Source organism: Mesorhizobium sp. ESP6-5 (assembly GCF_020164695.1).
GTDB classification, from domain to species: domain Bacteria; phylum Pseudomonadota; class Alphaproteobacteria; order Rhizobiales; family Rhizobiaceae; genus Mesorhizobium; species Mesorhizobium australicum.
This window is the reverse complement of record NZ_JAIUGR010000006.1, coordinates 309,103-334,792: the sequence shown is the minus strand read 5'-3', so window position 1 is coordinate 334,792 and position 25,690 is coordinate 309,103. Positions and strand designations below refer to the sequence as shown.

Below are 25,690 nucleotides of genomic sequence, written 5' to 3'. Positions count from 1 at the left end.
GGCTAATCTCGTGAGATGAACGCTCTCCGGCGATGCTCCCTAAGCTTCACCCAATCGTTGAGGGTGCGGTGTGCAAACCCGCTCTGATCCCCGCATCACAGCCGGCGTGATAGGGCTCGCCGCCATCGCCATTTTGATCGGCGGCGCGTTTGCGGGGCTGCTTGTCGAAGGCGCTCGCGATTTTTCCGGCGCTTGGGCTGCGTTCGATCCCTACCTGTTCCGGGTCGTGCGCTTCACGCTCTGGCAGGCGGCCCTGTCGACGCTGCTCTCGGTCGGGCCGGCCCTGTTCGTGGCGCGGGCGCTGTCGCGGCATCCACGGTTTTTCGGCCGTGCCTTCATCCTGCAGCTCTTCGCCGTGCCGCTGGCGCTGCCGGCGATCGTCGCGGCGCTCGGCATCCTGGCGCTCTATGGCCGCGCCGGCTATTTCTCCGGCTTTCTCAGCGCCGTCGGCGGCCAGGGTTGGCCGGGCATCTATGGCCTGTCCGGCATTCTCGTCGCCCATGTCTTCTTCAACCTGCCGCTGGCCACCCGCCTGTTCCTCGAAACGCTGCAAACCATCCAAGCCGACCAATGGCGGCTGGCGAGCCAGCTCGGCATGGGTGCCGCACCGGCTTTCCGGCTGATCGAATGGCCGACATTGCGCGCCGCCTTGCCGGGCGTCGCCGGCCTGGTGTTCATGCTCTGCATCACATCCTTCACGATCGTGCTGACGCTGGGCGGCGGCCCCGGCGCGACGACGCTGGAGGTCGGCATATACCAAGCGCTGCGCTTCGATTTCGATCCCGCGCGGGCGGTGGCGCTGACGCTGCTGCAGATCGCGCTGACCTTTGTCGTGGTGCTGGCATTGACACGGCTCGGCGCCAGCACCACCGGTGACGCCAATCTACCGGTGGCGCCGCGCCGCTACGTCTCGGCCGGCAGGACCGAGACCGCGCTGAATGGCGCGCTCGTCGTCCTGGCTCTGTTGTTTGTCGCCGGGCCGATGGCGGCGACCGTGATGTCAGGTGTCGGCGCCGACCTCGGCCGTCTCGCCGGCGAGGCGGCGGTGCGGCAGGCGACGCTAACCAGCGCCGTGCTGGCTTTCCTGTCGGCGCTGCTGTCGGTCGCGCTGTCGCTTTCGCTCACCATGGCGCGCCGCGTGCTGGCCCTGAAGCGCAGCTCCGGTCCGCGGACCTTGCTCGAACACGCCACCGACACCGGCGCCGGCTTCGTCCTGGTCGTGCCGCCTGTCGTCATCGGCGCCGGCTGGTTCCTTCTGCTGCGCCATGTCGGCGATGTCTTTGCCATAGCCCCGGTCATGGTCGTCACCGTCAACGCCGTCATGGCGATGCCCTTCGCCATCCGCGCCATCCGCCCCGCCTATGATGCGGCGAGCGAGCGCCATGAGCGGCTCTGTGCGCTTTTGGGCATAGCGGGCTGGGCCCGGTTGCGGCTGGTCGACTGGCCGACGTTGCGGCGGCCGCTGGCCACCGCTTTTGCCTTCGCCATGGCACTGTCGCTCGGCGATCTCGGCGTCATCGCCCTGTTCGGCAGTGATTCCGTGCAGACCTTGCCCTACCTTCTCCTGGCGCGCATGGGCAGCTACCGAACCGAGGACGCCGCCGGCTTGGCGCTGCTGCTCGGCCTTGTCTGCCTGGCACTGGTGCTGGCAGCGGACCGGCTGGGAAAGGAGACGGCCCGCAATGTCTGACGGGGCGGCTGGCGGCAAAGGGGTTTCGGTGCGGCTGGACAAGGTTTCGTTCAGCTATGGCGAGGCGTCGTTCGCCTTCGATGCCGAGTTCACGGCGGGGCAAATCACCGCCATCATGGGACCGAGCGGCTCCGGAAAGTCGACGCTGCTCAATCTGGTGGCCGGGTTCGAGCCGCCGCGATCCGGCCGCGTGCTGATCGGCGGGGCCGATGTCAGCACCGCGCCACCGGCGGCGCGGCCAGTGTCGATGGTTTTTCAGGAAAACAACCTTTTCGCGCATCTTTCCGTCGAGCAGAATGTCGGGCTCGGCCGTTCGCCATCGTTGCGGCTGGCCGAAGCCGATCGCGCTGCGATCGCCGACGCGGTTGCGCGCACCGGCCTTGCCGGCAAGGAGAAGCGGCTGCCGCGCGAACTTTCCGGTGGTGAGCGCCAGCGCGTTGCCCTGGCTCGCGTGCTGGTGCGTGACCGCCCGGTGCTGCTGCTCGACGAGCCCTTCGCTTCGCTTGGGCCCGCCTTGCGAGACGATATGCTCGACCTGGTTGCCAGCCTGCATGCCGAGCGTGGCATGACGGTGCTGCTCGTCACGCATCAGCCGCAAGATGCCCGCCGCATCGGTCAGAGGCTGGTGTTTATCGAGAACGGCGCCGTCGCAGCTATCGGCACGGCGGATGATTTTTTTGCCGGGGCTGGTCCGGAGGCATTCCGGCGCTATATCGGAGCCGGTGCCGGGGATTCCTTATCACGGGATATTGCCCGGAAGCGGACATAATTTACGCTCAAACCGGCCCGATGCGATGTGGCGCTTGCTTGCCATGACTGGAGTAGTGTGGCTAGGTCCGCTCGATACCGGTCCGGCACAGGCCGTGATTTGCCTACAGCTTCCGCCGCATGCTCCGAGGGGCGCGTGACGGATACTGTAGCAGTTTGTTTTGCGCATGTGGTCATGCGCAGGGACCTGAAAGGAAGCCGTTCTGGCGATCGGCGTTGACAGGCTACGAATGAACCCGCTGGCGCGCTTTCTGGCGCTGGCCGGCTTTGCCGTGGCGCTGGCAAGCTGCCAGATGTTCACGCCTCCGGAAGTCCAGGAATCAGGCTTCCAGCCATCCGACAAGCCGATCACGGTCGACAATGTCGCCGCCAACAACAAGCTCGCGGAGCTCGCCAAGGCGCAGCATCCGCGCATCCTGGCGACCTATGGCGGCGAATATTCCGATCCCAAGCTCGAACGCATGGTCGCCAAGGTGGTCGGCAATCTGACCGTGGTGTCGGCGAACCCGACCCAGACCTATCGCATCACCATCCTCAATTCGCCCAACGTCAACGCCTTCGCGCTGCCGGGCGGCTATCTCTACATAACGCGCGGCCTCTTGGCGCTGGCCAATGATTCGTCCGAGCTCGCCGCCGTCATCGCGCATGAGATGGGCCACGTCACCGCCAATCATGGGCTGCAGCGCCAGCAGCTGGAGGCCGAGGAAGGTCTGGCGACCAAGGTCGTTTCCGATGTGCTTGGCGACAGCCCGACCGCCAAGGCTGCACTTATCCGCGGCAAGCTCAGGCTGGCGCAGTTCTCGCGCAACCAGGAGCTTGAGGCTGACGCCATCGGCATAAAGTCGATCGGCGAAGCCGGCTACGATCCCTATGCCGCCGGCCGCTTCCTGCAATCGATGTCGGCCTATACCGATTTCCGCTCGATCAGCGGCGCCACCGACGCCAGCCTTGACTTCCTGGCAACGCACCCCAACACGCCGCAACGCATCGATTTGGCACAGCGGCACGCCCGCCAGTTCGGTGCGCCAGGCTTCGGTACACGCGACCGCGATTCCTTCCTCGCCGGCATAGACGGCCTGCTTTACGGCGACACGCCGGAAGAAGGCTATGTGCGCGGCGAAACCTTCCTGCATCCAGGCTTGGGCGTGTCGTTCACGGTGCCGGACGGTTTCATCATCGACAATTCGGCGGCGGCCGTGACGGCGACCGGTCCCGGCGACATAGCGATCCGCTTCGACGGCGTTTCGATCGACAAGAACCGCGCCCTGACCGACTATATCAGAAGCGGCTGGGTGGCCGGCCTCGACGACAGCACCGTCAAGCAGGAAACCATCAACGGCAATGAGGCGGCGACCGCGCATGCAGGCGCCGAAGGCTGGCAGTTCGATATCGCTGTGATCCGCGCCGGCGGCCAGGTCTACCGATTGCTGACCGCGGCCCCCTCGGCCAGCACCTCGCTTGAAACGGTGGCGCGCTCGGTCAGCGGCTCCTTCCGCATCCTCAGCCCCGCCGAGAAGGCGGCACTGAAGCCACTGCATATTCGTGTGCTCACCGTGCAGCCGGGACAGACCATGGGGTCACTTGCCGCGCAGATGGTTGGCGTCGACCGCAAGCTCGACCTGTTCCGCGTGCTCAATGCGCTGTCGCCGGGGGCCGCGGTTTCGGCCGGCGACAAGGTCAAGATCGTCACCGACAAATAAAAGCCCGAGCGGGAGATCAGGCGGCGGTCGCCATGAATTCCGGATTCTGCTTCACCAGCGCGACCTTGAGCTTTTCCATGGCGCGCGCCTCGATCTGGCGGACACGTTCCTTGGAGATGCCGAGCGTCTCGCCGAGCGCCTCGAGCGTGGCCCCCTCGTCATTCAGCCGGCGTTCCTCGATGATCCTGAGTTCGCGCGCGTTGAGCGCGTGAAGCGCTTCCTTGAGCCAGAGCGAGCGGCGCGCGACATCGATCTTGTCGCCGACAATTTCGTCCGGCAAGGGATCGTCCGAGACCAGGAAATCCATCCGCTCGGTGCCGCCCGCGTCGTCGGCCAGCGGCACGTTCAGCGAAGAATCCGGAGCCGACAGTCGTGAATCCATCATTGCGACATCAGCCTCGGATACACCAAGCGCAACCGAAACCTCACGGTAGAGATTTGTGTTGGAGAGCGGCTCGGCGCCGTTCGCGAGACGCGCACGCAAGCGTCTGAGATTGAAGAACAGGGCCTTTTGCGCCGAACTGGTGCCACCACGCACAATCGACCAGTTGCGCAGGATGTAGTCCTGCATCGAGGCGCGGATCCACCACGTCGCGTAGGTCGAGAACCGCACCTCGCGCTCCGGTTCGAAACGGGCGGCGGCCTCGAGCAGTCCGACATGGCCTTCCTGAACCAGATCGCCGAGCGGCAGCCCGTAATGGCGGAATTTCGAGGCCATGGAAATAACCAGCCGCATGTGGGCGACGGTGATGCTGTGCAACGCGTTCTGATCGTTGTCTTCCTTCCAGAGCAATGCCAGCCGATGCTCCTCCTCGCGCTCGAGATAGGGTGCCTTCATTGCCGCGCGGACCATGATCCGTCCTGCCGTGTCTTCCATCATAAGGCGCTCCGTGGCTCGGCGAGGCAAATGGCAGACACCGGCTTGAAATGACGGCGGCGTGCCCTACAACAGCCAAAACTGTCATGCGCGAGAAAGGTTCCGCCGGTGCGGGCAGGGCGAGCGCTAGCGTCCGCGCAGCTGCCTGCAACTTCCGAGCCTGCGAATGAATTCCTTTCGGAGAATTTGATTTCTGGAAGACGCTCTCTTTGAAATTTCATTCCTTATTTTTTCGACCTGCATCTGTCATTTTCCAGCCCTCACAACATGCCGGGTTACCGGCCAAGGACGGGATCACAGAAAAATGAAATGGCTCAAGTCACTCATCATCGCCGGAACGTTGCAGGCCCTGGCCGTCGCATCGGGCCACGCCGGCGCCAATCTCGACCAGATCAAGCAGGCCGGAATCATCAAGGTCGGTACGGAGGGCACCTACGCTCCCTTCACCTACCATGACGCTTCCGGCGCGCTGGTTGGCTTCGATGTCGAGATCGCCAAGGCGATCGCCGATAAGCTCGGCGTCAAGGCTGAGTTCCTCGAAGGCAAGTGGGACGGGCTGATCGCCGGCCTCGACGTCAACCGTTATGATGCCGTCATCAACGAAGTCGGCATCACCGACGCCCGCAAGGCCAAGTACGACTTTTCCGATCCCTATATCGCCTCCAAGGCAGTGCTGATCGTGCGCGGCGACAACACCGACATCAAGACCTTCGCCGACCTCAAGGGCAAGAAGTCGGCGCAGTCGCTGACATCCAATTTCGGCAAGCTGGCCGAGTCCAATGGCGCCGAACTGGTCGGCACCGACGGCTTCGACCAGTCGATCCAGCTGCTTTTGACCGGCCGTGCGGACGCTACCATCAATGACAGCCTGTCGTTCCTCGACTTCAAGAAGCACAAGCCCGACGCCAATGTGAAGATCGCCGCCCAGGAAGAGAATGCCGATTACTCCGGCGTCATCGTGCGCAAGGGCGATCCGGAGCTGGTCGCGGCCATCAACAAGGCGCTGGCCGACATCAAGGCGGACGGCACCTACCAGAAGATCGCCAACACCTATTTCGGCCAGGACGTCTCGAAGTAATTCACCAAGCGGGGGCCGGCTGTCGCCCTGTGACGTATCCAGCGGCGAGTCGTCTTTGACGGCTCGCCGCTTTTGTCGTGATATGGCTGGCGCATTCGCGCTTCGATGACGTTCCCCGTCCATTCCGGAGGATCTTTCGTGCCGCACTGGCTGCAACTGATGCTGGACTCGCTGCCCTCGCTGCTGTGGGCAGCGTTGATCTTTACCGTGCCGCTGACGTTGCTGTCCTTCGTGCTCGGCCTGACGGTAGGGCTGGGCGCGGCGCTCGGCAGGCTGTTCGGCCCGAAGCCTCTGGTGGCGCTCGTGCGCTTCTATGTCTGGATATTCCGCGGCACGCCGCTCCTGGTGCAGCTCTTCCTGATCTTCTACGGCCTGCCGTCGGTCGGCATCCTGCTTGACGCCTTCACCGCGGCGCTGATCGGCTTCACGCTCAACATCGGGGCCTACACGTCGGAAATCATCCGGGCGGCCATCGGCTCGGTGCCCAAGGGCCAGTGGGAGGCCGCCTATTCGATCGGGATGACCTGGAGCCAGGCGATGCGGCGCACCATTCTGCCGCAAGCCGGACGGGTGGCGGTGCCGCCGCTCTCCAACACCTTCATCTCGCTGGTCAAGGACACGTCGCTGGCCGCCGCCATCACCGTGCCGGAAATGTTCCAGGCGGCGCAACGCATCGTCGCCACCACCTATGAGCCGCTCATCCTCTATGTCGAGGCGGCGATCCTCTATCTGGCGATGAGTTCGGTACTGTCGGCCTTGCAGACGCGACTGGAGGAGCGGCTCAACCGCTATGGCGGCTTCCTGGAGGCACGCTCATGATCAGCCTCACCAACATCGAAAAGCGTTTCGGCGACAATCTCGTGCTGAAGGGGGTGACTGTCGCCATCGCCGAAGGCAGCGTCACCGCGCTTGTCGGCCCTTCCGGCGGGGGGAAAAGCACGCTGCTGCGCTGCATCAACCTGCTGGGGATCCCAACTTCGGGCACGGTGCGGATCGGCGACGAGACGCTTGAGTTCCGCCCGGGCGGGAAGGTGCCGGCGGCGGACATAAGGCGTCTGCGCCTGCAGACCGGCATGGTGTTCCAGAATTTCCAGTTGTTTCCGCATCGCACCGCCATCGAAAATGTCATGGAAGGCTTGGTTACGGTGCTCAAATGGTCGCCGCAGAAGGCACATGAGCGGGCACTCGCGCTGCTGGAGAAGGTCGGCATGGTGCATAAGGCCGATGCCTGGCCGGCGACGCTGTCGGGCGGCCAGCAGCAGCGCGTGGCGATCGCCCGTGCGCTGGCGCCGTCGCCGAAGGTGCTGCTGTGCGACGAACCGACTTCGGCGCTCGACCCGGAGCTGGCGCAGGAGGTGGTCGATGTGCTGGGTCAGCTCGCCAGCGAGGGAACGACCATGGTGATGGCGACGCATGATTTGCGCCTGGCCTCCAAGATCGCCCAGGAGGCGGTGTTCCTCGACGCCGGCGTCATCGTCGAGCAGGGGGCATCCGCCAAGCTGTTCGGCAATCCGGAGCGCGAACGCACCAAGCGGTTTATCGCCACGCTGAAGCAGGAGGCGGCGGAGGAAGAGGGAGGCGCATAGGCGCGACAATCGCGGCCTTCCCCAAAAACAAAAACCCGGCGCGAGGCCGGGTTTTCGTCAACTTGAATGCGAAAAAGCTCAGGCAGCTTCTTCCTGCTCGGCTTCCTCATTGTCGGCCTTGGCGCCACGCTTGGGGCCTTTGTTGAGGTTGACCTCGATCAGGCGCACGGCTTCGGTTTCCGACATGCGGTTGACGGCCGCGATCTCGCGGGCCATGCGGTCGAGTGCCGCCTCGTAGAGCTGGCGTTCGGAATAGGACTGCTCCGGCTGGTTGTCGGCGCGATAGAGGTCGCGCACGACTTCCGAGATCGAGATCAGGTCGCCCGAATTGATCTTGGCATCATATTCCTGGGCGCGGCGCGACCACATGGTGCGCTTGACGCGGGCGCGGCCCTGCACGACCTTCAGCGCGCGCTCGACATAATCCTCTTCCGACAGCTTGCGCATGCCGATAGAGGTCGCCTTGGCGACCGGCACTTTCAGGCGCATCTTGTCCTTCTGGAAGTCGATGACGAACAGTTCCAGCTTGTGGCCGGCCACTTCCTGCTCGTCGATCGAGACGATCTGGCCGACGCCATGCGCCGGATAGACGATAAACTCGCCGGTCTTGAAACCGTGACGTGCAGCTGTGGACTTCTTCTGCGGGGTGATCGTTGCCATTACGCCCTGAACTCCTTGTTGTGGGCCGGCGGCGGTGCCGGCTGAACTCACGTGATCGGGGTCACCGATCATTAGCCGCACAACAGATGACCCACCGGAAAAGCCGGGACCGGCAAACCGCAAGAATTGCGACCGCCTGGCCCAGATCGCTCTGGTCCGGAATGGGATTTTCACCTTTCAGTGATTTGGGGCGTCTGCGCCATAAATCGACGTTGTGTCACCGGCATGTTTCGCTGATGTAACACAAAAAGTCGGAAGAATCAAGGTTTTGCTGCGTAAGCGAAGGCCACAACCAATCGCCGCCTGTCAAGGCGGTTAATCCGGCGTGCCTGTTACGCTGCGTCATACAAGCCTTTACAGCGGTGTTGTCAATCGCCTTCGCCGGGCTCGGCGGAGAAGTATTTCTCGAATTTGCCGGCCTCGCCGTCGAAGCTCTTGGCGTCGGCCGGCGGCTCCTTCTTGGCGGTGATGTTGGGCCATTTATCGGCATATTCGGTGTTGATCTGCAGCCATTTGTCGAGGCCGGACTCGGTGTCGGGCTTGATCGCGTCGGCCGGGCATTCCGGCTCGCAGACGCCGCAGTCGATGCACTCGTCGGGATGGATGACGAGCATGTTCTCGCCTTCGTAGAAGCAGTCGACCGGACAGACCTCGATGCAGTCCATGTATTTGCATTTGATGCAGTTGTCGGTCACGACATAGGTCATCGGTCGGCTCCGGGACGTCCCGTTTTTGTTGGCTTTTTCCGTGAGGTAACGCCTTTATCGGCTGCTTGCAAGGGTAGCCATTCCCAGTGGCGCCAGAGTTTGGGAATTGAATTTCAGATCGGCGGTGCCGCGACGGTCCTGCATCCCTCACCGACGTTGGTTTGCCGGTGCAAAATCCGCTTTTGGTTGCCGTTGCCGCGGGAGCGCACATCTGCGTCGATCGGCAGGCTCAATCTTCGTCGCGCAATCGGTCGGTCTGGCGACGCTCTTTTTTGGTGGGGCGGCCGCTGCCTGCCTCGCGCAGCGCCGCGATAGCATCGGGCGGGGCGTCGCCCTTCAGTGCGGTCGGGGGCGACATGTCTTGATAAAGGGTGCGGGCTTCCTCGGACGGGCCGCGCCGCGCGCCAGCGCCGAGCACCTTCCAGACGAAAATACGCCGGTCGAGCGTGATGGTCAGCACGTCGCCTGGCTTGACCAGATCGGAGGCCTGCGCTGCTTTGTCGCGATTGATGCGCACGCGGCCGGCGACCACCAATTTGGCCGCCAGCGAGCGCGATTTCACCGCGCGCGAGAAGAACAGCCATTTGTCGATGCGCTGACGGCCTTCAGCAACCATCGAAGCGAGTTTACTTCTTCAATTGGTCGCGCAAGGCGGCGAGCTTGGCGAAGGGTGAGTCCGGATCGAAACGCACCGGGCGCTCCTCGCGCGGCTTGGGCTGGAAAGCGGGCTTTCCGCCGCGATCGGCACCCTTGCCTTCCGGCCTGCCGCCCTTCCAGTCTGGCCGGCCTTCTCGGCGCTCGGGACGCTCGCCCTGCGGGCGGCCGTCGCGGCGCTCAGCGCCCTCAGCTTGCGGCTTGGGCTTGAACTTCGAGCGGTCGAAGCGCGGCTTTCCGGCGTCGTCGCGGCGCCCTTCGTGCGCGGGACGGTCCGCGGGCGCGGCTGCTGCCTGTTCGCCGCCGGCCGGCGCGTTGCTTCGGCCGCGCGCCTGTCCGTTTTGCGGCCGGTTGTTGCGGCCGTCGCGATGACGCGGACGCTGGTCGAAGCGACCTTGGCGCCACAGCAGGATCGGCTTTGGCGCTTCGGCTTCCGGCACGGGTTCGCCGGCGGCTTCCGCCACTGCAGCCGGTTCGGCGGCTTCCGTCGACGCGGAGGCTTCGACGGCGGGCTCCGCCGCTGCGGTTTCCTCGGTGGGCTCGGCAGTTTCAGGTTCGGCCCGCTGCTCAACCGGCGCCGGCTCGGCGGCTTCAACAGCGGCTTCGGCTACAGGTTCCTCCGCAACTTCAGCGGTGGCTTCCGCCTGCTCTTGCGCGACAGCTTCCACCGGCGCGTCGGCGGCGACTTCGGCTGGAACCTCCGTCTCCACGTCGGTTGCCGCATCCGGCACCAGTTCAACTCCCTCGGCGGCCGGCGAAGCCGCCTCTTCCGCCGCCTCGGCTTGTTCCGCGCGGGCTGCTTCTTCGGCTGCCTGCCTGGCCGCGGCGGCTTCCCGCGCGGCATTGTCCTGCGCTTCCAGCCGTGCCTTGACTTCCGCGGCCGGCTTCGGCTCGGCGCGATAGCCAAGCCCCTTGAGGATCTCTTCCATGTCGTCGGCGGTGGCGCCAAGGATCGACATCATCGGCGGCGTCACCATGAAGGACTGGCCGTCATAGGCGCCGTCCGGACGCTGGCCAAGGCCGGGCTTCCAGTTGGTCGCCGGGCGGATCAGGTCGGCCAGCCGCTCCAGAATGTCGATGCGCACGGCGCGGCGGCCGAGATTGCGGTAGCCAGCGAGCTTGTAGAAGGCCTTGTCGAAGGCCGGGTCGATGACAACAGAGGTGCGGCCCGACGCTAGCGCGTGGACGACGTCGCCGAAGCCTGGCTTGTCCTTGCCGTCGTTCTTCAACGCCCACAGCAGCGTCACCAGCCCGGCGGGTGCCGGCTTGATCAGCGCGGGCACGAACACGTGGTAGGCGCCGAAGCGGACGCCAAGCCGGCGCAGCGCCGCGCGGCCTTCCTGGTCCAAGGATTTCATCTCTTCGGCGATGTCACGACGGTTGATGAGGCCGAAATTCTCGACCAGCTGGAAAGCGATGCCACGGCCGATGCCGGAAATCTGCTCGGCGTTCTTCAGATCGACCAGCGGCTTCAACAACGACTCGATCTGGAAATTGACGAAGCGTTCGGCGCGCGCCGCGACCTTGTCGCGCGCCGGGCCCGTCAGCTGTTCGTCAGCCAGCAACACCAGGCGCGGCTTCAGCGCGTCTTCGCCCGAGACCAGCGTGCCTATCGGCGCGCCGATCCAGCGCAGCGTGCCGTCCGAACCGAGCGCGAGATCGCCATTGGCGCAGGCGCCGAAGCGCTCCGCGCGTGCCTCGAACTCGGCGGCAAGCGCCTTTTGCGCGGCAGTGCGCACGGCCTTGGCGTCTTCGCCGCCGGCGGTCTGGTCGGCGGTGAAGCGGAACCCTTGCAACTCGCCGACATGATGGCCTTCGACAAGGACGGTTCCGGTAGGACTGATTTCGGCTTCAGGCATGGTATTTTCTCTAAGGCGCCGCATGAGGACGGAAGTCCTGCGGTCTACGAAGCGTTTCGTCAACCGCTCATGCAGCGCATCCGACAATCTGTCTTCGATTTCGCGCGTCTTTTCCTGCCAGTGTGCCTGATCGGCCAGCCAACCGGGCCGGTTCGACACGAATGTCCAGGTGCGGATCTGGGCGATGCGGTGCGACAGCGTGTCGATGTCGCCCTCGGTGGTGTCGGCGCGGCGCACCTGTTCGGCCATGTAGTTCTCGTCGACATGGCCCTGCCGGGCGAGGTCCATGTAGATCGAGGCGATGAGGTCGGCATGCTGGGCAGGCGCGATCTTGCGATAGTCGGGCAGGGCGCAGGCTTCCCACAGCAGCGCCACGCGCTTGGCGTTGGTGGCGAGCGCGCGGATGTCTTCGTCGCGGGAGAGATGTTCGAGCGCTTGCGCATCGACGGCCGGCAGCGCGCGTGTCAGGCCCTCGACCGGGGCGTTGGTCTCGATCGAGCGCTTCAGCGCATCGAGGCTGGCGAAATCGAATTGGGCGGTGCGCCACTGCAGCACCTTCACCGGGTCGAAGTCATGGCCCTCGATCTTCTGGACCAGGTCCTCGTCCAGCGGATCGACCTGGCCGGTGACGCCGAACGTGCCATCGCGCAGATGCCGGCCGGCGCGGCCGGCGATCTGGCCGAGTTCGGCCGCCGTCAGATTGCGGTACTGGTAGCCGTCGAACTTGCGGTTCTGGGCGAAGGCTACATGGTCGAGGTCGAGGTTGAGGCCCATGCCAATCGCATCGGTGGCAATGAGATAGTCGACATCGCCCGACTGGAACAGCGCCACCTGAGCATTGCGGGTGCGGGGCGACAGCGCCCCGAGCACGACGGCCGCACCACCCTGCTGGCGGCGGATGAGTTCGGCGATGGCATAGACCTCGTCGGCGGAGAAGGCGACGATCGCGGTGCGCCGTGGCAGGCGGGTCAGTTTCTTGGAGCCGGCATAGGCCAGATGCGACAGCCTGGGCCGCGTCACTACCGAGACGCCCTTCAGCAAGCGCTGCAGGATACCGTGCATGGTGGCGGCACCAAGCAGCAGCGTCTCCTGGCGGCCGCGCAGATGCAGGATGCGGTCGGTGAAGATATGGCCGCGCTCGAGGTCGCCGGCCAGTTGCACCTCGTCGATGGCAACAAAGGCGGCGTCGGTTTCACGCGGCATGGCTTCGACGGTGCAGACCGAATATCTGGCGCCCGGCGGCTGGATCTTCTCCTCGCCGGTGATCAGCGCCACCTTGTTGGCACCGACCTTTTCGCAGACGCGCGTGTAGACCTCGCGGGCCAGCAGCCTCAGCGGCAGGCCGATGACACCGGTTTCGTGCGCCACCATCCGCTCGATGGCGAGATGGGTCTTGCCGGTATTGGTCGGCCCAAGCACGGCGGTCACGTCGCGGCCCGACAGGATCAGCGGCTCGTTGTGTTTCGGCTGGATGTTCATCGGCTCGGAAATAAGGCTTTCTGGCCTCTCGTGGTCGGGAGCGTGCCAGGACGGCGCGTATGACAGCCGACACATAGGGATTTCGGGCGCGAAGCGAAAGCAGAATGTTCCGGCAGGGTTCCGGAGACGCCCGCCTCACTCCGCAAATCAGCCCCTGCTTAACAGTTGGAACGAGTCTGGAACGAATCAGCGACGAATCGGCGACTCCGTCAGATTCAGCTTTTGTTCACGGCTAGATATGGATTTCGTGACCACGAGTCTCACCACATGCTGAATCACCGAACTGGCCCGTTTTATGCTGGGCGGGTCCTGCCGTTAACTTTCGCCGGGAACGATGAGGGCGATTCGGTGCGCGCCCTGTTAAGCTTATGAAACTGTTAATCTTTCCTAATTCGGCATTAAAGAATAGCAGCTTATCGCGGCCATTAATCTTAACATTGGGCTCAAAGCCGGAACGAATCGGCGACAAAGCAGCGCCGGCCGTATTTTCTCTTTTTGTTCCTCCAATATCTTGTGTTGTGAACAGCTTATCCACCGAGAATCCACAGGCTTGATCACAGGGTTCGCACAGACGCGCCTACCGGCATTAAGCTTTGCGTGCCGGATTGGGGCATTGCGTCACAGCGGCGTCTTCCAAGAGTTAGGCGCCATTTGGAAGCGGACCGATTTTCCGGTCCGCTTATCGCAGGGCACGCATGGATCCGCAGCGTTGGACTGCGCGAGCAGACGTCTCAGACGAAGTACTGGCCGCCATTGGCGGTGAGGGTCGAGCCGGTGATGAAGCCGGCATCTTGCGAAGCGAGGAAGACCACGCAGCGCGCGATCTCTTCCGGTTCGCCAAGGCGACCCACGGGGATTTGCGGGATGATGCGCTCGTTGAGCACCTTTTCGTCGATTGCCTTGACCATCTCGGTGGCGATGTAGCCAGGGCAGATGACGTTGACGGTGATGCCCGCGCGGGCGCCTTCCTGGGCGAGCGCCTTCGAGAAGCCGATGTCGCCGGCCTTGGCGGCGGAGTAATTGACCTGACCGGCCTGGCCCTTCTGGCCGTTGATCGAGGAGATGGTGATGACGCGGCCGAACTTGCGGTCGCGCATGCCGCCCCACAACGGATGGGTCATGTTGAAGACACCGGACAGATTGGTATCGATCACCTCTTTCCACTGCTCGCGGGTGATCTTGTGGAACATGGCGTCGCGGGTGATGCCGGCATTGTTGACCAGCACCGAGACAGGGCCGAGGTCGGCCTCGACTTGTTTGATACCGGCCGCGCAAGCGTCATAGTCGGCGACCGACCATTTGTAGACCGGAATGCCGGTCTGCGCCTTGAACTTCGCCGCCGCCTCGTCGTTGCCGGCGTAGTTCGCGGCAACCGAATAGCCGGCGTTCTTCAAAGCGATCGAGATCGCCGCGCCGATGCCACGCGATCCACCCGTGACGATTGCAACCTTGGTCATGCATTTCCCCTTTTTGAAATCGCCCTGTTGTCGGGCTTGGCAGGCACTGGATTTGCTACAGGCACCACATGTGAAACGGGCGGCTTGCGCCGCCCGTCCAAAGTCTATCAGAAAGCCTCCACGCACATGGCGACGCCCATGCCGCCGCCGATGCATAGGGTGGCCAGTCCCTTCTTGGCGCCGCGCCGGCGCATTTCGAAAACCAGCGTGTTGAAGATGCGGGCGCCCGAGGCGCCGATCGGGTGGCCGATGGCGATGGCGCCGCCATTGACGTTGACGATCGAGGGGTCCCAGCCCATGTCCTTGTTGACGGCGCAGGCCTGTGCGGCGAACCCCTCGTTGGCCTCGACAAGGTCGAGATCCCCTGCCGACCAACCGGCCCGTTCCAAGGCCTTGCGTGAAGCGGGAATGGGTCCGGTGCCCATGATCGCCGGATCGACGCCGGCGGTCGCCCAGGAGGCGATGCGCGCCAGCGGGGTGATGCCACGCCTTGCGGCTTCCGCTTCGCTCATCAGCAGCGCGCCGGCGGCACCGTCATTGATGCCGGAGGCATTGGCGGCGGTCACCGTGCCATCCTTGTCGAAGGCCGGCTTCAGCTTGGTCATGGCATCGATCGTGGCGCCGTGGCGGATGTATTCGTCCTGATCGACAACCGTATCGCCCTTCTTGCCCTTGATGGTGAAGGCGACGATCTCGTCCTTGAACTTGCCCGCCTTCTGCGCGGCCTCGGCCTTGTTCTGGGAGGCCAGTGCGAACTGGTCCTGGTCGTCGCGGGTGATCTGGAACTGGCGGGCGACGTTCTCGGCGGTGTTGCCCATGTGGTAGCCATTGAAGGCGTCCCACAGCCCGTCCTTGATCATGGTGTCGATCATCTTGTAGTCGCCCATCTTGACGCCGGCGCGCAGGTGCTCGGCGTGCGGCGACAGCGACATCGATTCCTGGCCGCCGGCAATGATCACCTTGGCGTCGCCGGTGGCGATCTGCTGCATGCCGAGCGCGATGGCGCGCAGGCCCGAACCGCAAACCTGGTTGAGGCCCCAGGCGGTGGTCTCCTTGGGCAGTCCGGCAAGGATCGAGGCCTGGCGGGCCGGGTTCTGGCCTTGCGCCGCGGTCAGCACCTGGCCGAGGATGACCTCGTCGATCTCGGCCGGTTCGACCCCGGCACGCGCCAAAAGTTCCTGCACGACGACGGCGCCGAGCTCATGCGCGGGCGTGGCGGCGAAGGCGCCGTTGAAGGAGCCTACAGCCGTGCGCGCGGCGCTGGCAATGACAATGGAAGCGGACATTTTCTTCTCCAGACTTCAAGGGTGTTGTTGTGCCGTTGAGGACTTTTTTGCCCTTTCCCAACCCCAAGTCAAACCGGAAATCGGCATGGCGCCGATGCGCCGCAAGCGGGCCGCGCATCGTGGTGTCGGCGGTCCGGTCGCTGCCGCGCAGCATATTTTGCCTGCTATGCAGCATTATATGATCCCGCAGTGCACAAACTGCTTGGAATTGTAGGGCTTTTGCGCATATCCTCAAAAAGGGCGCAATCGTTACCGGCTGCTTACTCAGGCGTGCCGGGATCCGGGGAGGATGCAGATGGCCGCAAAAGACGACCCTATCATTATCAAGAAATACGCCAATCGCCGCCTCTATAATACGGGGACGAGTACGTATGTGACGCTCGAGGATCTGGCCGAGATGGTCAAGAAGGGCGAGGAGTTCACCGTCCAGGACGCCAAGACCGGCGACGACATCACGCATCCGGTGCTGACCCAGATCATCTTCGAGCTGGAGAACAAGGACGGGCAGAACATGCTGCCGATCCCGTTCCTGCGCCAGCTGATCGCCTTCTACGGCGACCAGATGCAAATGATCGTGCCGAGTTTCCTCGAGCAATCGATGATCGCCTTTTCCAAGGAACAAGAGCGGTTCCGCGAGCAGATGAAGGGCGCCATCGGCAAGTCGCCACTGGACGTTATGAAAATGGCGACACCGATCAAGGCGCTGGAAGAACAGACGCGCCGAAACATGGAAATGTTCCAGAACGCGATGCGGCTGTTCACGCCTTTTCCGCCCGCGGGCCCGGCACCGGCAGCGGCCCCCGCGGAGCCGGCCAGGAAGGAAGCGCCGGAGAAGTCCGACGATCTGCAGCAGTTGAAGGACCAGATCGCGGCCATGCAGCGCAAGCTCGACACGATGTCATGAGCGCATAGCGCTCACGCGATTTACGGCAGCAATCCCTCATAGCGGCCGCGCGGCCGGATGATGCTGCCGCTCACGATCTGTTCGACCAGATGTGCCGCCCAGCCGACGCTGCGTCCAAGCGCGAAGAGGTGGAACGGTGCATCCCGCGGCAAGCCAAGGCTGCGCGCCAGCACGGCCACGGCAAAATCGATATTCGGTTGGGCGCCGGTCGCCGCCATGGCGGCGGTTTCCAGCGACCGCAATGTTTCATCGGTGTTGTCGAAGGCCGCCAGAAGCGCCGTGGCCCGGGGATCGCCCTCGGGATAGAGCTGGTGGCCGAATCCCGGCAGTGGCCGGTCGTGGCCAAGCCAGCGCCGGATCGCGGCATCGGCACCATGCCGTCCCGCGTCTTCGGCGAGTTGCATTACCGCTTCGCCGGCGCCGCCGTGGCGGGGACCTGACAGTGTCGCCAGGCCGGCCAGCAGACAAGCGGCGGGCGAGGCTCCGGTCGAGGCGGCGACGCGGGCCGCGAAGGTCGACGCATTGAGTTCGTGATCGGCAAGCAGCACAAGCGCACGCCGGATCGCATCCGCGCCTTCATCGTCCACCGACCAGCCCCGCGCCAATCGCTGGTGCACCGGTTCCGGCCCCGCCTCGGCACCGAGAGCGCTGGCCAGCACACCGATCGCGCGTGCGGCATCAGTGCACAGCGAGGCAGCATTTCGTCCAAGCGAAGACCGCGCCTGGCCGGCAAGCAAAGCGAGTTGCACGAACGCCTGGGCGCGGCCGGTCGGGCGCGGCGCATCTGGTGGCGATGCTTCGAAATGGACCGGGCCGGACAGAGCCCAGAGCAGTCCAGCGGTTTCTTCCAGCGTGGCATGGTCGGACAGCGCAACGGCATCCCGGCCCCGATAGATGAGGTTGCCGTGCCAGACGGTCGAAATCGCGGTGACGAGCGACGGCTCCCCCCAGGCGATCGCGCTTTCGGCGATGGCCGAGGGGCTGCGCCCGCGCGCCCTTCGCGTAGCCAGCGCCGCGATATCGTCGGCGCGGTACTGGCTGCGGCGCGGATCGGCCCGATCCGGGCGCATGCCGATGCGGCCGCGGCTGACATAGGCATAGAGCGTCTGCGGCCTCACCCGGAGCCTTTCCAGTGCCTCTTCCCGCGACAACCATTCGGACATATCGAGCTCAGATATTGATTCTATTGATCAAGATTGATGCTTATGGCGCCCATCCTTATCTCCCACCGGGAAAAGCTACAAGGAGACAAGGCCATGGCGAATGGGCTCGATGATGTGGTGGCGGCCGAAACCGTGCTGTCCGACGTGGATGGCCTGGGCGGCCGCCTGACGATCCGAGGCCATTCGCTTGGGGACTTGGCTGGACGATGGAGTTACGCCCGGGTCGTCCGCCTGCTGCTGGACGGCTTCTTCGACGATCTGCCTGGTGACGCCGAACTGGCGGCAAGGTTGGGCGGGGCACGCACCGAGGTCTTCGACCGGCTCGCGCCTTCGCTGCCCCTGCTGGCGCCGCTCGAAGTCTACAGCGCCATGCGCGCTGGCATGGCCTTGCTGCCGGATGGCGAAACGCTGGCGGACGCCTTGCGGCTGATCGCTGCGCCCGCGGTGCTGACGCCGGCCCTGCTGCGCCTGCGGCGCGGCGAGCAGCCGATCGCACCCGACGGCAAGGCGGATCATGCCACCGACATGTTGAGGATGCTCAGGGGATCGGCCCCGTCGCCGGCATTGGCAAACGCGCTCGACACCTATCTGGTGACCGTTTGCGATCATGGCCTCAATGCCTCGACCTTCGCCACCCGCGTCGTCGCTTCGACCCTGGCGGGCCTGACATCGTCGGTGCTAGCCGGGCTTGGCGCGCTCAAGGGGCCGCTGCATGGCGGCGCGCCCGGCCCGGTCATCGAGATGCTCGACGCCATCGCCGCGCATGGCGATGCGGCCACCTGGCTGCGCGACGAGATCGCGCATGGCGAACGCATCATGGGCTTCGGTCACCGCATCTACCGCGTGCGCGATCCGCGTGCCGATGTCCTGAAAGCGGTGGTGCGCAAGCTTGGCGGTGAGGGCGACACCGGCAGGCGGCTGGCTTTCGCCGAGACGGTCGAGCAAACCGCGCTCGACGTGCTCCGGGTCGCCAAGCCGCAGCGTTCGCTGCAGACCAATGTCGAATTCTACACCGCACTGGTGTTGGAAGCGGCAGGGTTTCCGCCCGAGGCGTTCAGCAATGTCTTCGCAGCCGGACGCGTCGCCGGCTGGGTCGCGCACGCGCGCGAGCAGCAGACCACCGGACGGCTGATCCGTCCGCAGTCACGCTATATCGGGCCTGTGCCGGACCTCGTCGCCTAGCTCCCATTTGCCTGGCTTCATGTCTGTTTCGAAAGCCGCGTCTCTCCCCGTGCAGCGGATTGGCTTTCGCATGACCGAAATTTCATGTGATCACGCGAGCGTGTTCGTGTTCTTGCCTTGGTCCATCCTTATATGCTGCACTGCAACATAAGCTGGCGATAGCTGCTTCCTTCGAACGATGTCGGGGCAGGCCGGCGAATCAGGATGACAGGAACGCCATGACGAAGAACGGCAAGGCGGAGGAAAAGAAGAAGATCAACATCGCTCTCCAGGGCGGCGGCTCGCATGGCGCCTTTTCCTGGGGCGTGCTCGACCGGCTGCTGGAGGATGGCAGGCTGGAGATATCGGCGGTGTCCGGTACTAGTGCCGGCGCGATGAACGCGGTGGCGCTGGCTGACGGTTTTGTCAGAGGCGGGGTCGAGGGCGCGCGCAAGAAGCTGGACGATTTCTGGCACGCGGTGGCGGCGAAGGGACGGTTCAGCCCGGTTCAACGCATGCCGTGGGATGTCGCCTGGGGCAATTGGTCGATCGAGAACACGCCGGGTTATGTCTTCTTCGACACCATGTCGCGGGTATTCTCGCCCTATGTCGCCAACCCGCTCGGCCTCAATCCGCTGCGCGACGTGGTCGCGCGGGAGATCGATTTCGGGAATGTCCATGCCTGCAAGCCGATGGAACTGTTCATCTCCGCCACCAATGTCGAGACAGGGCAGTTGCGAGTGTTTTCCGATGGCGAGATCGATCTCGACACAGTGATGGCCTCGGCCTGCCTGCCGCAATTGTTCCGTGCTGTCGAGATCAAGGGCGTGCCCTATTGGGATGGTGGCTATGGCGGCAATCCGGCGCTCTATCCATTCTTCAAGACGGCGGCGACCGAGGACGTGCTTCTGGTGCAGATCAACCCGGTGGTGCGCGAGGGAACACCGAGAAGCGCCAACGAGATCCAGAACCGCATCGACGAGATCACCTTCAATGCCGGGCTGCTGCGCGAATTCCGCTCGATCGCCTTCGTCAAGGAACTGATCGCCGCCGGGCGTCTGCCGCATGGCGAATACCGGGACATCCGCATGCACCGCATCGATGCCGACGAGGCGTTCAAGGGCCTGTCGGCATCCTCGAAGGTCAATGCCGAATGGGCCTTCCTGACCTATCTGCGCGACCTCGGCCGCACCGCCGCCAGCGACTGGCTTGAAGAGAATTACGCTGCCGTCGGCAAGCATGCCACGCTCGATCTCTCGGGCGAACTCGACGACGGTTTCAAGCCGGTCCGCGGTCCAGCACCGGGCCGTCGCGTGAAGGAGTTTCTCGCCGTTCGCAAGAATCCGGAGGCAGAGCGCCGTCGGGCCTGAGCCCGCCGGCGGCATGGCGGGGTCTCCGCAGCAGCGCGTAGTCCAGCGCTGCTGGCGTGACAGCAACCTTGGCGTGCGGAAGAGCCGTCATCATGCTGACGCCTGTTGCCACCAACGGTCAGATGACGCCGGGCGGAAGACGTCCGAAGGGATCGGGCGCAATGCTCGACCCGAATTGCGAATGGGACGAAACACACCCGGTGTTCCCGCACCTGTCTCGTGCCGAGCCCTATGTCGCGCGTATCGCGACGCGATGGTCCAAGGCGTAAGAATGCGGGCGCGTTGAGTTTTTCAGCATCAGGTTCGACCTCGGGGCCTTGGCGGCGGCAAGCCTGACCTGAAAGGTTGCCGTGCCTTTTTTCGAACAATTCCAGCCCTTTAGTCGAGTGTTATGGTGTCTCGACCATTGCCTCTCGCCGATCACACTGACGCGGATCGTCGGTTTGTGCCTGCACTTCGATCGGCGACGCAATGCGGATCGCGGCTATATTTCGGAGACGGCCGGACGGGCCTGTGGCGAGCCGCGCTGGTCTCCGGTGGACGATGTTTCAGAGCCGGATTGTGAGCCGGCGGCCGGCTTCACCAAGTAGCCTGGCAAGTGACGAAGTACCGTTTCATGGCGGCCACACCTTGTTCGGCTACGCAATGCTGCTGCAACTTTGGGGCTATATTGCGATGCAACTTTGATGTAGAAGCGCGCTCGCCGATCACGGCAATTTGAACACGGTCGAGCGCGCACCCATATCGGCGACGCGCACGCGTCATCAGACGCGGTGCTGGCCGAACCCGCAGTGGAAAAATGACGATGCCTAAAATCAGGTTTCACAAGCTTGCAGCCATTGTTGTGCTCATCGGTTTCGCGGCGTGGATGGCGACAGGCGAGTTCTCGTCGGTCGGCAGCGTGGCGGCGAACAAGGCCAAGGCAGCCGAAGCCGAGCAGGGCAAGACGCCGGACGCGAGCAAGCCGAAGACGGCGGAAGCCGAACCGAAGGCCCCGCTGCGTACCGTCGCTGTGGTGACGCCGCCGCGAAAGACCTATGCGCGCGCCATCCGCATTTCCGGGCTGACCGAAGCCGACAAGCGCGCGGTGCTGGCAACCCGCGTCGCCGGCGTCATCGACAAGCTGCCGGTCAAGCAGGGCGACCACGTCAAGACCGGCGACCTGGTGCTGATGCTCGCCGCCGAGGAAAAGATCTCGATGGTCGACAACGCCAAGCAGCTTGTGGCGCAGCGCAAGGCCGAACTCGACGCCGCCGAGCGTCTGGCCAAGACAGGCAATTTGCCGAAGCTGCAGCTCGACACCGCCCGCTCCAACTTGACCCAGGCGCAATCGCAGCTGGACACCGCACAGGCCGAGCTCGACCGCAACGAAGTGAAGGCGCCGTTCGACGGCGTCATCGACCGGGTGCCGGTGGAACTCGGCAGCTCCGTCATGCAGGGCGGCGAGGTGGCGACGATCCTCAAGCTCGATCCGGTGATCGCGCGCGGCGAAATCAGCGAGCGCGACCTCGGCTATCTCAAGATCGGCGACAAGGCCAGCGTTCGGCTGGTCAGCGGCCAGACCGTCGAAGGCACCGTGCGCTATATCAGCCGCGACGCCTCGTCGGCGACCCGCACCTTCCGTGTCGAGATTGCCATCCCCAATGCCGATGGCTCGGTGCCGGCCGGCATGACGGCCGAAATCCAGCTCAGCGCGCTGCCGACCGACGCGGTGCTTTTGCCGCGCTCGGTGGTGACGCTCGGCGACAAGGGCGACCTCGGCATCCGCGCCGTCGGAAAGGACAACAAGGTGGCGTTCTTCCCGATCGATCTGGTCGACGATACGCCGACCGGTCTCGTGCTTGGGGGCATCCCGGCCGATGCGCGCATCATCGTTGCCGGCCAGGAAATGGTGAAGGAAGGCGACGAGGTCCATCCGGTCGAGGCCGACCAGGCGACCATCAAAAAACTGATCGGCGAAGCCACCGCTGGGACGCAGTAGCGCATGGGCGCCGGCGCCGGGCCTTGTCCGGCGACAGCATGTCCGTTCGCCACTCCCGAAAGCAACAGCAGGCATAAGTCATGGATATCGTCAGACTCGCAATCAACAATGCCCGCCTGACCATCTCGGTCCTGGTCTTCCTGCTGATTGCAGGCTGGGTCGCCTATCAATCGACACCGAAGGAAGCGGAACCCGACGTTCCGATTCCGATGATGTATGTCAGCCTGATCTATCAAGGCATTTCGCCGGAGGATTCCGAGCGTCTTCTGCTGCGGCCGATGGAAAGCAAGTTGAAAAGCCTGAAGGGCCTCAAGGAGATGCGCTCGGCCGCCTTCCAGGGCGGCGGCTACGTTCTGGTCGAGTTCCAGCCGCAGACGAACCTGGCGACGGCACTGCAGGACACACGCTCCAAGGTGCAGGACGGCAAGGCCGACCTGCCGCAGGCGGCCGAGGAGCCTGTCGTCACGGAGGTCAACATTTCCGAATTTCCGGTGCTCGTCGTCACGCTGTCCGGCGAATTGCCCGAACGCGTGCTGGCTGCCGCGGCGCGCGAACTGCGTGATCGCATCGAGGAAGTGCCCGGCGTGCTCGAAGGCTCGTTGCAGGGCTCGCGCGACGATCTGGTCGAGGTCGTCATCGATCCGATGAAGCTGTCGTCCTATGGCCTGCAGCTCGACCAGCTGATCGGCGCGGTCGGTGCTTCCAACAGCCTGGTCGCCGCCGGCAACATTGAGGGCTCGGAAGGCAAATATGCCGTCAAGGTGCCGTCGCTGATCGAGACACCCGAGGATGTGGCGGCACTTCCCGTGGTCGCCGGGCCCAATGCCGTGGTGCAGGCCAAGGACATCGCGACGATACGCTCGACCTTCGCCGACGCGACGACAATCACGCGCCTCAACGGCAAGCCGGCCATCGCCATCGAAGTCAAAAAGCGCATCGGCGCCAATCTGATCGATACGCTGACCAAGGTCAGGGAGGTGTCGGATGCCTTCGTCAAGACCATGCCCGAGGGCATGCACGTCACCTACACGCAGGACAAGTCGGTCTTCGTCAACCAGCTGCTGGGGGACTTGCAGAACCATGTGATGATCGCCGTCATCCTGGTGTTCATCGTCATCCTCTACGCGCTGTCCGGCCGTGCCTCGCTGCTGATTGGCCTGGCCATTCCGTCGTCCTTCCTAATCGGTATCCTGCTGCTTGCCATGATGGGCTACACGATCAACATGATCGTGCTGTTCAGCCTCATCCTGGCGGTCGGCATGCTGGTCGACGACGCCATCATCGTCACCGAGTTCGCCGAACGAAGGATGAGCGAAGGCATGCCGAAGCAGGAAGCCTTCGCGCTTGCCGCCAAGCGCATGGCCGGCCCGGTCATCGCCGCGACGATGACGCGTATCGCCGCCTTCTCGCCGCTGTTGTTCTGGCCCGGCATCATCGGCGATTTCATGAAGTACATGCCGATCACGCTGATCGTCACGCTGTCGGCCTCGATGCTCTATGCGCTGGTCTTCGCGCCGACGCTGGGCGCTATATTCGCCAAGGCGCCGCAGCATCACGAGGATGGCAATCGCGACGGCTGGTACATGGCTGTCGTCAAGCAGGCGGTGCGCTTTCCCATCACCGTGATGGTGCTCACCGTCGTCTTGCTGACCGGTATTTTCGTTGGCTATTCAAAGTACGGTGCCGGCGTCGAGTTTTTTCCGAGCGTCGAACCTGACTACGGCCTGCTTTACGTGCATGCCCGCGGCAACCTTTCGCTGGCCGAAATGGATACGGCGACCAAGATCGCCGAGAGCCGGTTGCTCGGGTGGCCTGGCGTGAAGTCGGTCTACACCCGCGTCGGCAAGACGCAGGGCGGCGGCCAGGACGTGCCCGAGGACGTCGTCGGCGTCATCCAGTACGAATTCATCGACTGGCGCGAACGCAAATCCGCCAACCAGATCCTAAGCGATCTGCGCGGTGTGATGGCCGGCATTCCCGGGGTCGACGTGGAGGTGCGCGTGCCGGAAGCCGGTCCGCCGACCGGCAAACCGATCCAGATCAGGCTATCGGCCGTCGATCCAGCCGGCCTCGACGACAAGGCGCGCGCCGTCGCGGCGCGTATCGCCAAGGTGCCGGGCGTCATCGATATTTCCGATGGCCTGCCGCCGCCCGGCGTCGACTGGGCTCTCGAGGTCGACCGCGCCAAGGCCGCGCAATACGGCATCAGCCCGACTTCGGTCGGCACCGTGGTGCAGCTGGTGACGAACGGACTGAAGCTCTCCGAATACCGGCCTGCTGGTGCCGATGACGCCGTCGACATCCGCCTGCGTCTTCCGGAAGACCGGCGCACGCTGTCGACGCTGGACGAGCTCAGGGTGCAGACCTCGCAAGGGTCGGTGCCGATCTCAAACTTCGTCGTGCGCAAACCCGAGCCGACGGTCGGCATCCTCAACCGCATCGACGGTGCCCGAACCGTGGTGGTGCAGGCCAACGTCGCCGCCGGCCAACAGGTCGCGGCAGTCCAGCAGCAGGTCACTCAGGCCGTCACCGATATGAATCTGGGCAGCGGAATACGCTGGAAGCTCGCCGGATCGAACGAGGATAGCGCGGAAGCCAGCGCCTTCCTCAGCAAGGCCTTCGGCGCGGCGATCTTCCTGATCTTCTTGGTGCTGCTGGCGCAGTTCAACAAGTTCACCAGCGTATGGCTGGTGCTGTCCTGCGTGGTCATGGCGACAATCGGCGTGTTCCTTGGACTGCTGATCACGGGCGAGACGTTCGGCATCGTCATGTCGGGCATTGGTGTCATCGCGCTGGCCGGCGTGGTGGTGAACAACAACATCGTGTTGATCGACACCTACGACCGGTTGCGTGAGGAGGGCTGGGACAAGATGGACGCGGTGCTGCAGACCTGCCGCGAGCGTGCGCGACCGGTTGTGCTGACGGCGGTGTCGGCGATTCTCGGCGTGCTGCCGATCGCCTTCGGCCTTGGGCTCGAAATCTTCCATCACGAGACGACGATCAATGCGCCGTCGACGCAATGGTGGATTTCGCTGTCGTCGGCGATCGTCTTCGGCCTGTCCTTCGCCACCATTCTGACGCTGGTCGTGACGCCGTCGATGCTGATGGTGTTCACCCGCGCCAAGATCAAGCCCGGCGCGCGACGCGGCTTAATCAGCCGTCTCTTCCGGCGCGGCAAGGGCGAGATCTTGTCCCAAGGGCCTCTGGCAGATGTCGGCGCCGAGCCGGCAGTCAGCTTCCCGAAGGCCGCGGAATAGAGCGTTTCGCAGGCCAAGCAACAAAGGCCGTCCGGGAACAACCGGGCGGCCTT

22 protein-coding genes are annotated in these 25,690 nt (G+C 64.2%); 13 read left to right on the top strand and 9 right to left on the bottom strand.

The window, feature by feature from the left end; all coding sequences use genetic code 11:
- Positions 1-70 precede the first annotated feature (70 nt).
- The 3 genes from thiP (at position 71) to LB524_RS12725 (ending at position 4,158) form a co-directional block, all read left to right on the top strand.
- Positions 71-1,690 carry a thiamine/thiamine pyrophosphate ABC transporter permease gene (gene thiP, locus LB524_RS12735; RefSeq protein WP_224526694.1) on the top strand — a complete coding sequence of 540 codons (1,620 nt, stop codon included), beginning with the start codon at positions 71-73 and terminating at the stop codon, positions 1,688-1,690.
- Positions 1,683-2,459: a thiamine ABC transporter ATP-binding protein gene (thiQ, locus tag LB524_RS12730; protein ID WP_224526692.1), complete on the top strand. Its 777-nt coding sequence runs from the start codon at positions 1,683-1,685 to the stop codon at positions 2,457-2,459. Before thiP ends, thiQ begins: the two co-directional genes overlap by 8 nt.
- A gap of 229 nt (positions 2,460-2,688) precedes the next feature.
- Positions 2,689-4,158: a M48 family metalloprotease gene (locus LB524_RS12725; RefSeq protein WP_023784820.1), complete on the top strand. Its 1,470-nt coding sequence runs from the start codon at positions 2,689-2,691 to the stop codon at positions 4,156-4,158.
- Positions 4,159-4,174: 16 nt separating this feature from the next.
- On the opposite strand, the gene LB524_RS12720 is transcribed toward LB524_RS12725, so the two are convergent.
- Positions 4,175-5,038 (bottom strand): RNA polymerase factor sigma-32, encoded by an 864-nt coding sequence (locus LB524_RS12720; RefSeq protein WP_015315297.1) that lies wholly within the window; start codon positions 5,036-5,038, stop codon positions 4,175-4,177.
- Between the two features lie 301 nt (positions 5,039-5,339).
- On the opposite strand from LB524_RS12720, the gene LB524_RS12715 reads away from it, so the two are divergent.
- The 3 genes from LB524_RS12715 to LB524_RS12705 all read left to right on the top strand — a co-directional run bounded on the left by LB524_RS12715 (position 5,340) and on the right by LB524_RS12705 (position 7,699).
- Positions 5,340-6,113, top strand: coding sequence for an amino acid ABC transporter substrate-binding protein (locus LB524_RS12715; protein WP_140616657.1), 774 nt, complete (start codon positions 5,340-5,342; stop codon positions 6,111-6,113).
- Positions 6,114-6,251: 138 nt separating this feature from the next.
- Positions 6,252-6,932: an amino acid ABC transporter permease gene (locus LB524_RS12710; protein ID WP_027141826.1), complete on the top strand. Its 681-nt coding sequence runs from the start codon at positions 6,252-6,254 to the stop codon at positions 6,930-6,932.
- The gene (locus LB524_RS12705) at positions 6,929-7,699 is read left to right on the top strand and encodes an amino acid ABC transporter ATP-binding protein (RefSeq protein ID WP_224526690.1); all 771 of its coding nucleotides are present in this window, start codon (positions 6,929-6,931) and stop codon (positions 7,697-7,699) included. The genes LB524_RS12710 and LB524_RS12705 overlap by 4 nt, the downstream gene beginning before the upstream one ends.
- Positions 7,700-7,777: 78 nt before the next feature.
- Here the strand turns inward: LB524_RS12705 and LB524_RS12700 are convergent, their stop codons facing one another.
- The 7 genes from LB524_RS12700 to LB524_RS12670 all read right to left on the bottom strand — a co-directional run bounded on the left by LB524_RS12700 (position 7,778) and on the right by LB524_RS12670 (position 15,801).
- Complete coding sequence (locus LB524_RS12700; RefSeq protein ID WP_015315301.1) at positions 7,778-8,359, bottom strand: CarD family transcriptional regulator; 582 nt, start codon at positions 8,357-8,359, stop codon at positions 7,778-7,780.
- A gap of 368 nt (positions 8,360-8,727) precedes the next feature.
- Positions 8,728-9,066, bottom strand: a complete 339-nt coding sequence (gene fdxA, locus LB524_RS12695) for a ferredoxin FdxA (RefSeq protein ID WP_015315302.1) — start codon at positions 9,064-9,066, stop codon at positions 8,728-8,730.
- A 229-nt stretch (positions 9,067-9,295) separates the two neighbouring features.
- Positions 9,296-9,682, bottom strand: coding sequence for an RNA-binding S4 domain-containing protein (locus LB524_RS12690; protein ID WP_224526687.1), 387 nt, complete (start codon positions 9,680-9,682; stop codon positions 9,296-9,298).
- 10 nt (positions 9,683-9,692) lie between these two features.
- Entirely contained in the window at positions 9,693-13,058 is a 3,366-nt protein-coding gene (locus LB524_RS12685) for a helicase-related protein (protein WP_224526684.1), read from the bottom strand.
- Between the two features lie 232 nt (positions 13,059-13,290).
- Positions 13,291-13,593 carry a hypothetical protein gene (locus tag LB524_RS12680; RefSeq protein WP_140874798.1) on the bottom strand — a complete coding sequence of 101 codons (303 nt, stop codon included), beginning with the start codon at positions 13,591-13,593 and terminating at the stop codon, positions 13,291-13,293.
- A 196-nt stretch (positions 13,594-13,789) separates the two neighbouring features.
- Positions 13,790-14,515 carry an acetoacetyl-CoA reductase gene (gene phbB, locus LB524_RS12675; RefSeq protein WP_015315305.1) on the bottom strand — a complete coding sequence of 242 codons (726 nt, stop codon included), beginning with the start codon at positions 14,513-14,515 and terminating at the stop codon, positions 13,790-13,792.
- Between the two features lie 107 nt (positions 14,516-14,622).
- Positions 14,623-15,801: an acetyl-CoA C-acetyltransferase gene (locus tag LB524_RS12670; RefSeq protein ID WP_224526680.1), complete on the bottom strand. Its 1,179-nt coding sequence runs from the start codon at positions 15,799-15,801 to the stop codon at positions 14,623-14,625.
- Here LB524_RS12670 and LB524_RS12665 point away from each other — a divergent pair.
- Both LB524_RS12665 and phaR read left to right on the top strand, forming a co-directional pair.
- On the top strand, positions 15,788-16,015 hold the full coding sequence (locus LB524_RS12665; protein ID WP_140874800.1) for a hypothetical protein: 228 nt from the start codon (positions 15,788-15,790) through the stop codon (positions 16,013-16,015). The genes LB524_RS12670 and LB524_RS12665 overlap by 14 nt on opposite strands.
- A gap of 81 nt (positions 16,016-16,096) precedes the next feature.
- Positions 16,097-16,705, top strand: a complete 609-nt coding sequence (gene phaR / locus LB524_RS12660; protein WP_140822541.1) for a polyhydroxyalkanoate synthesis repressor PhaR — start codon at positions 16,097-16,099, stop codon at positions 16,703-16,705.
- Between the two features lie 20 nt (positions 16,706-16,725).
- Here phaR and LB524_RS12655 read toward each other — a convergent pair whose 3' ends face one another.
- Positions 16,726-17,868: a citrate synthase gene (locus LB524_RS12655; RefSeq protein ID WP_224526677.1), complete on the bottom strand. Its 1,143-nt coding sequence runs from the start codon at positions 17,866-17,868 to the stop codon at positions 16,726-16,728.
- Positions 17,869-17,961: 93 nt separating this feature from the next.
- On the opposite strand from LB524_RS12655, the gene LB524_RS12650 reads away from it, so the two are divergent.
- The 5 genes from LB524_RS12650 (at position 17,962) to LB524_RS12630 (ending at position 25,637) form a co-directional block, all read left to right on the top strand.
- Complete coding sequence (locus LB524_RS12650; protein WP_224526672.1) at positions 17,962-19,050, top strand: citrate synthase/methylcitrate synthase; 1,089 nt, start codon at positions 17,962-17,964, stop codon at positions 19,048-19,050.
- Between the two features lie 218 nt (positions 19,051-19,268).
- On the top strand, positions 19,269-20,399 hold the full coding sequence (locus LB524_RS12645) for a patatin-like phospholipase family protein (protein ID WP_224526669.1): 1,131 nt from the start codon (positions 19,269-19,271) through the stop codon (positions 20,397-20,399).
- 92 nt (positions 20,400-20,491) lie between these two features.
- Positions 20,492-20,668, top strand: coding sequence for a hypothetical protein (locus tag LB524_RS12640; RefSeq protein ID WP_181171150.1), 177 nt, complete (start codon positions 20,492-20,494; stop codon positions 20,666-20,668).
- 536 nt (positions 20,669-21,204) lie between these two features.
- Positions 21,205-22,380, top strand: a complete 1,176-nt coding sequence (locus tag LB524_RS12635) for an efflux RND transporter periplasmic adaptor subunit (RefSeq protein ID WP_224526667.1) — start codon at positions 21,205-21,207, stop codon at positions 22,378-22,380.
- 80 nt (positions 22,381-22,460) lie between these two features.
- On the top strand, positions 22,461-25,637 hold the full coding sequence (locus tag LB524_RS12630; RefSeq protein WP_224526664.1) for an efflux RND transporter permease subunit: 3,177 nt from the start codon (positions 22,461-22,463) through the stop codon (positions 25,635-25,637).
- Positions 25,638-25,690: the final 53 nt, after the last annotated feature.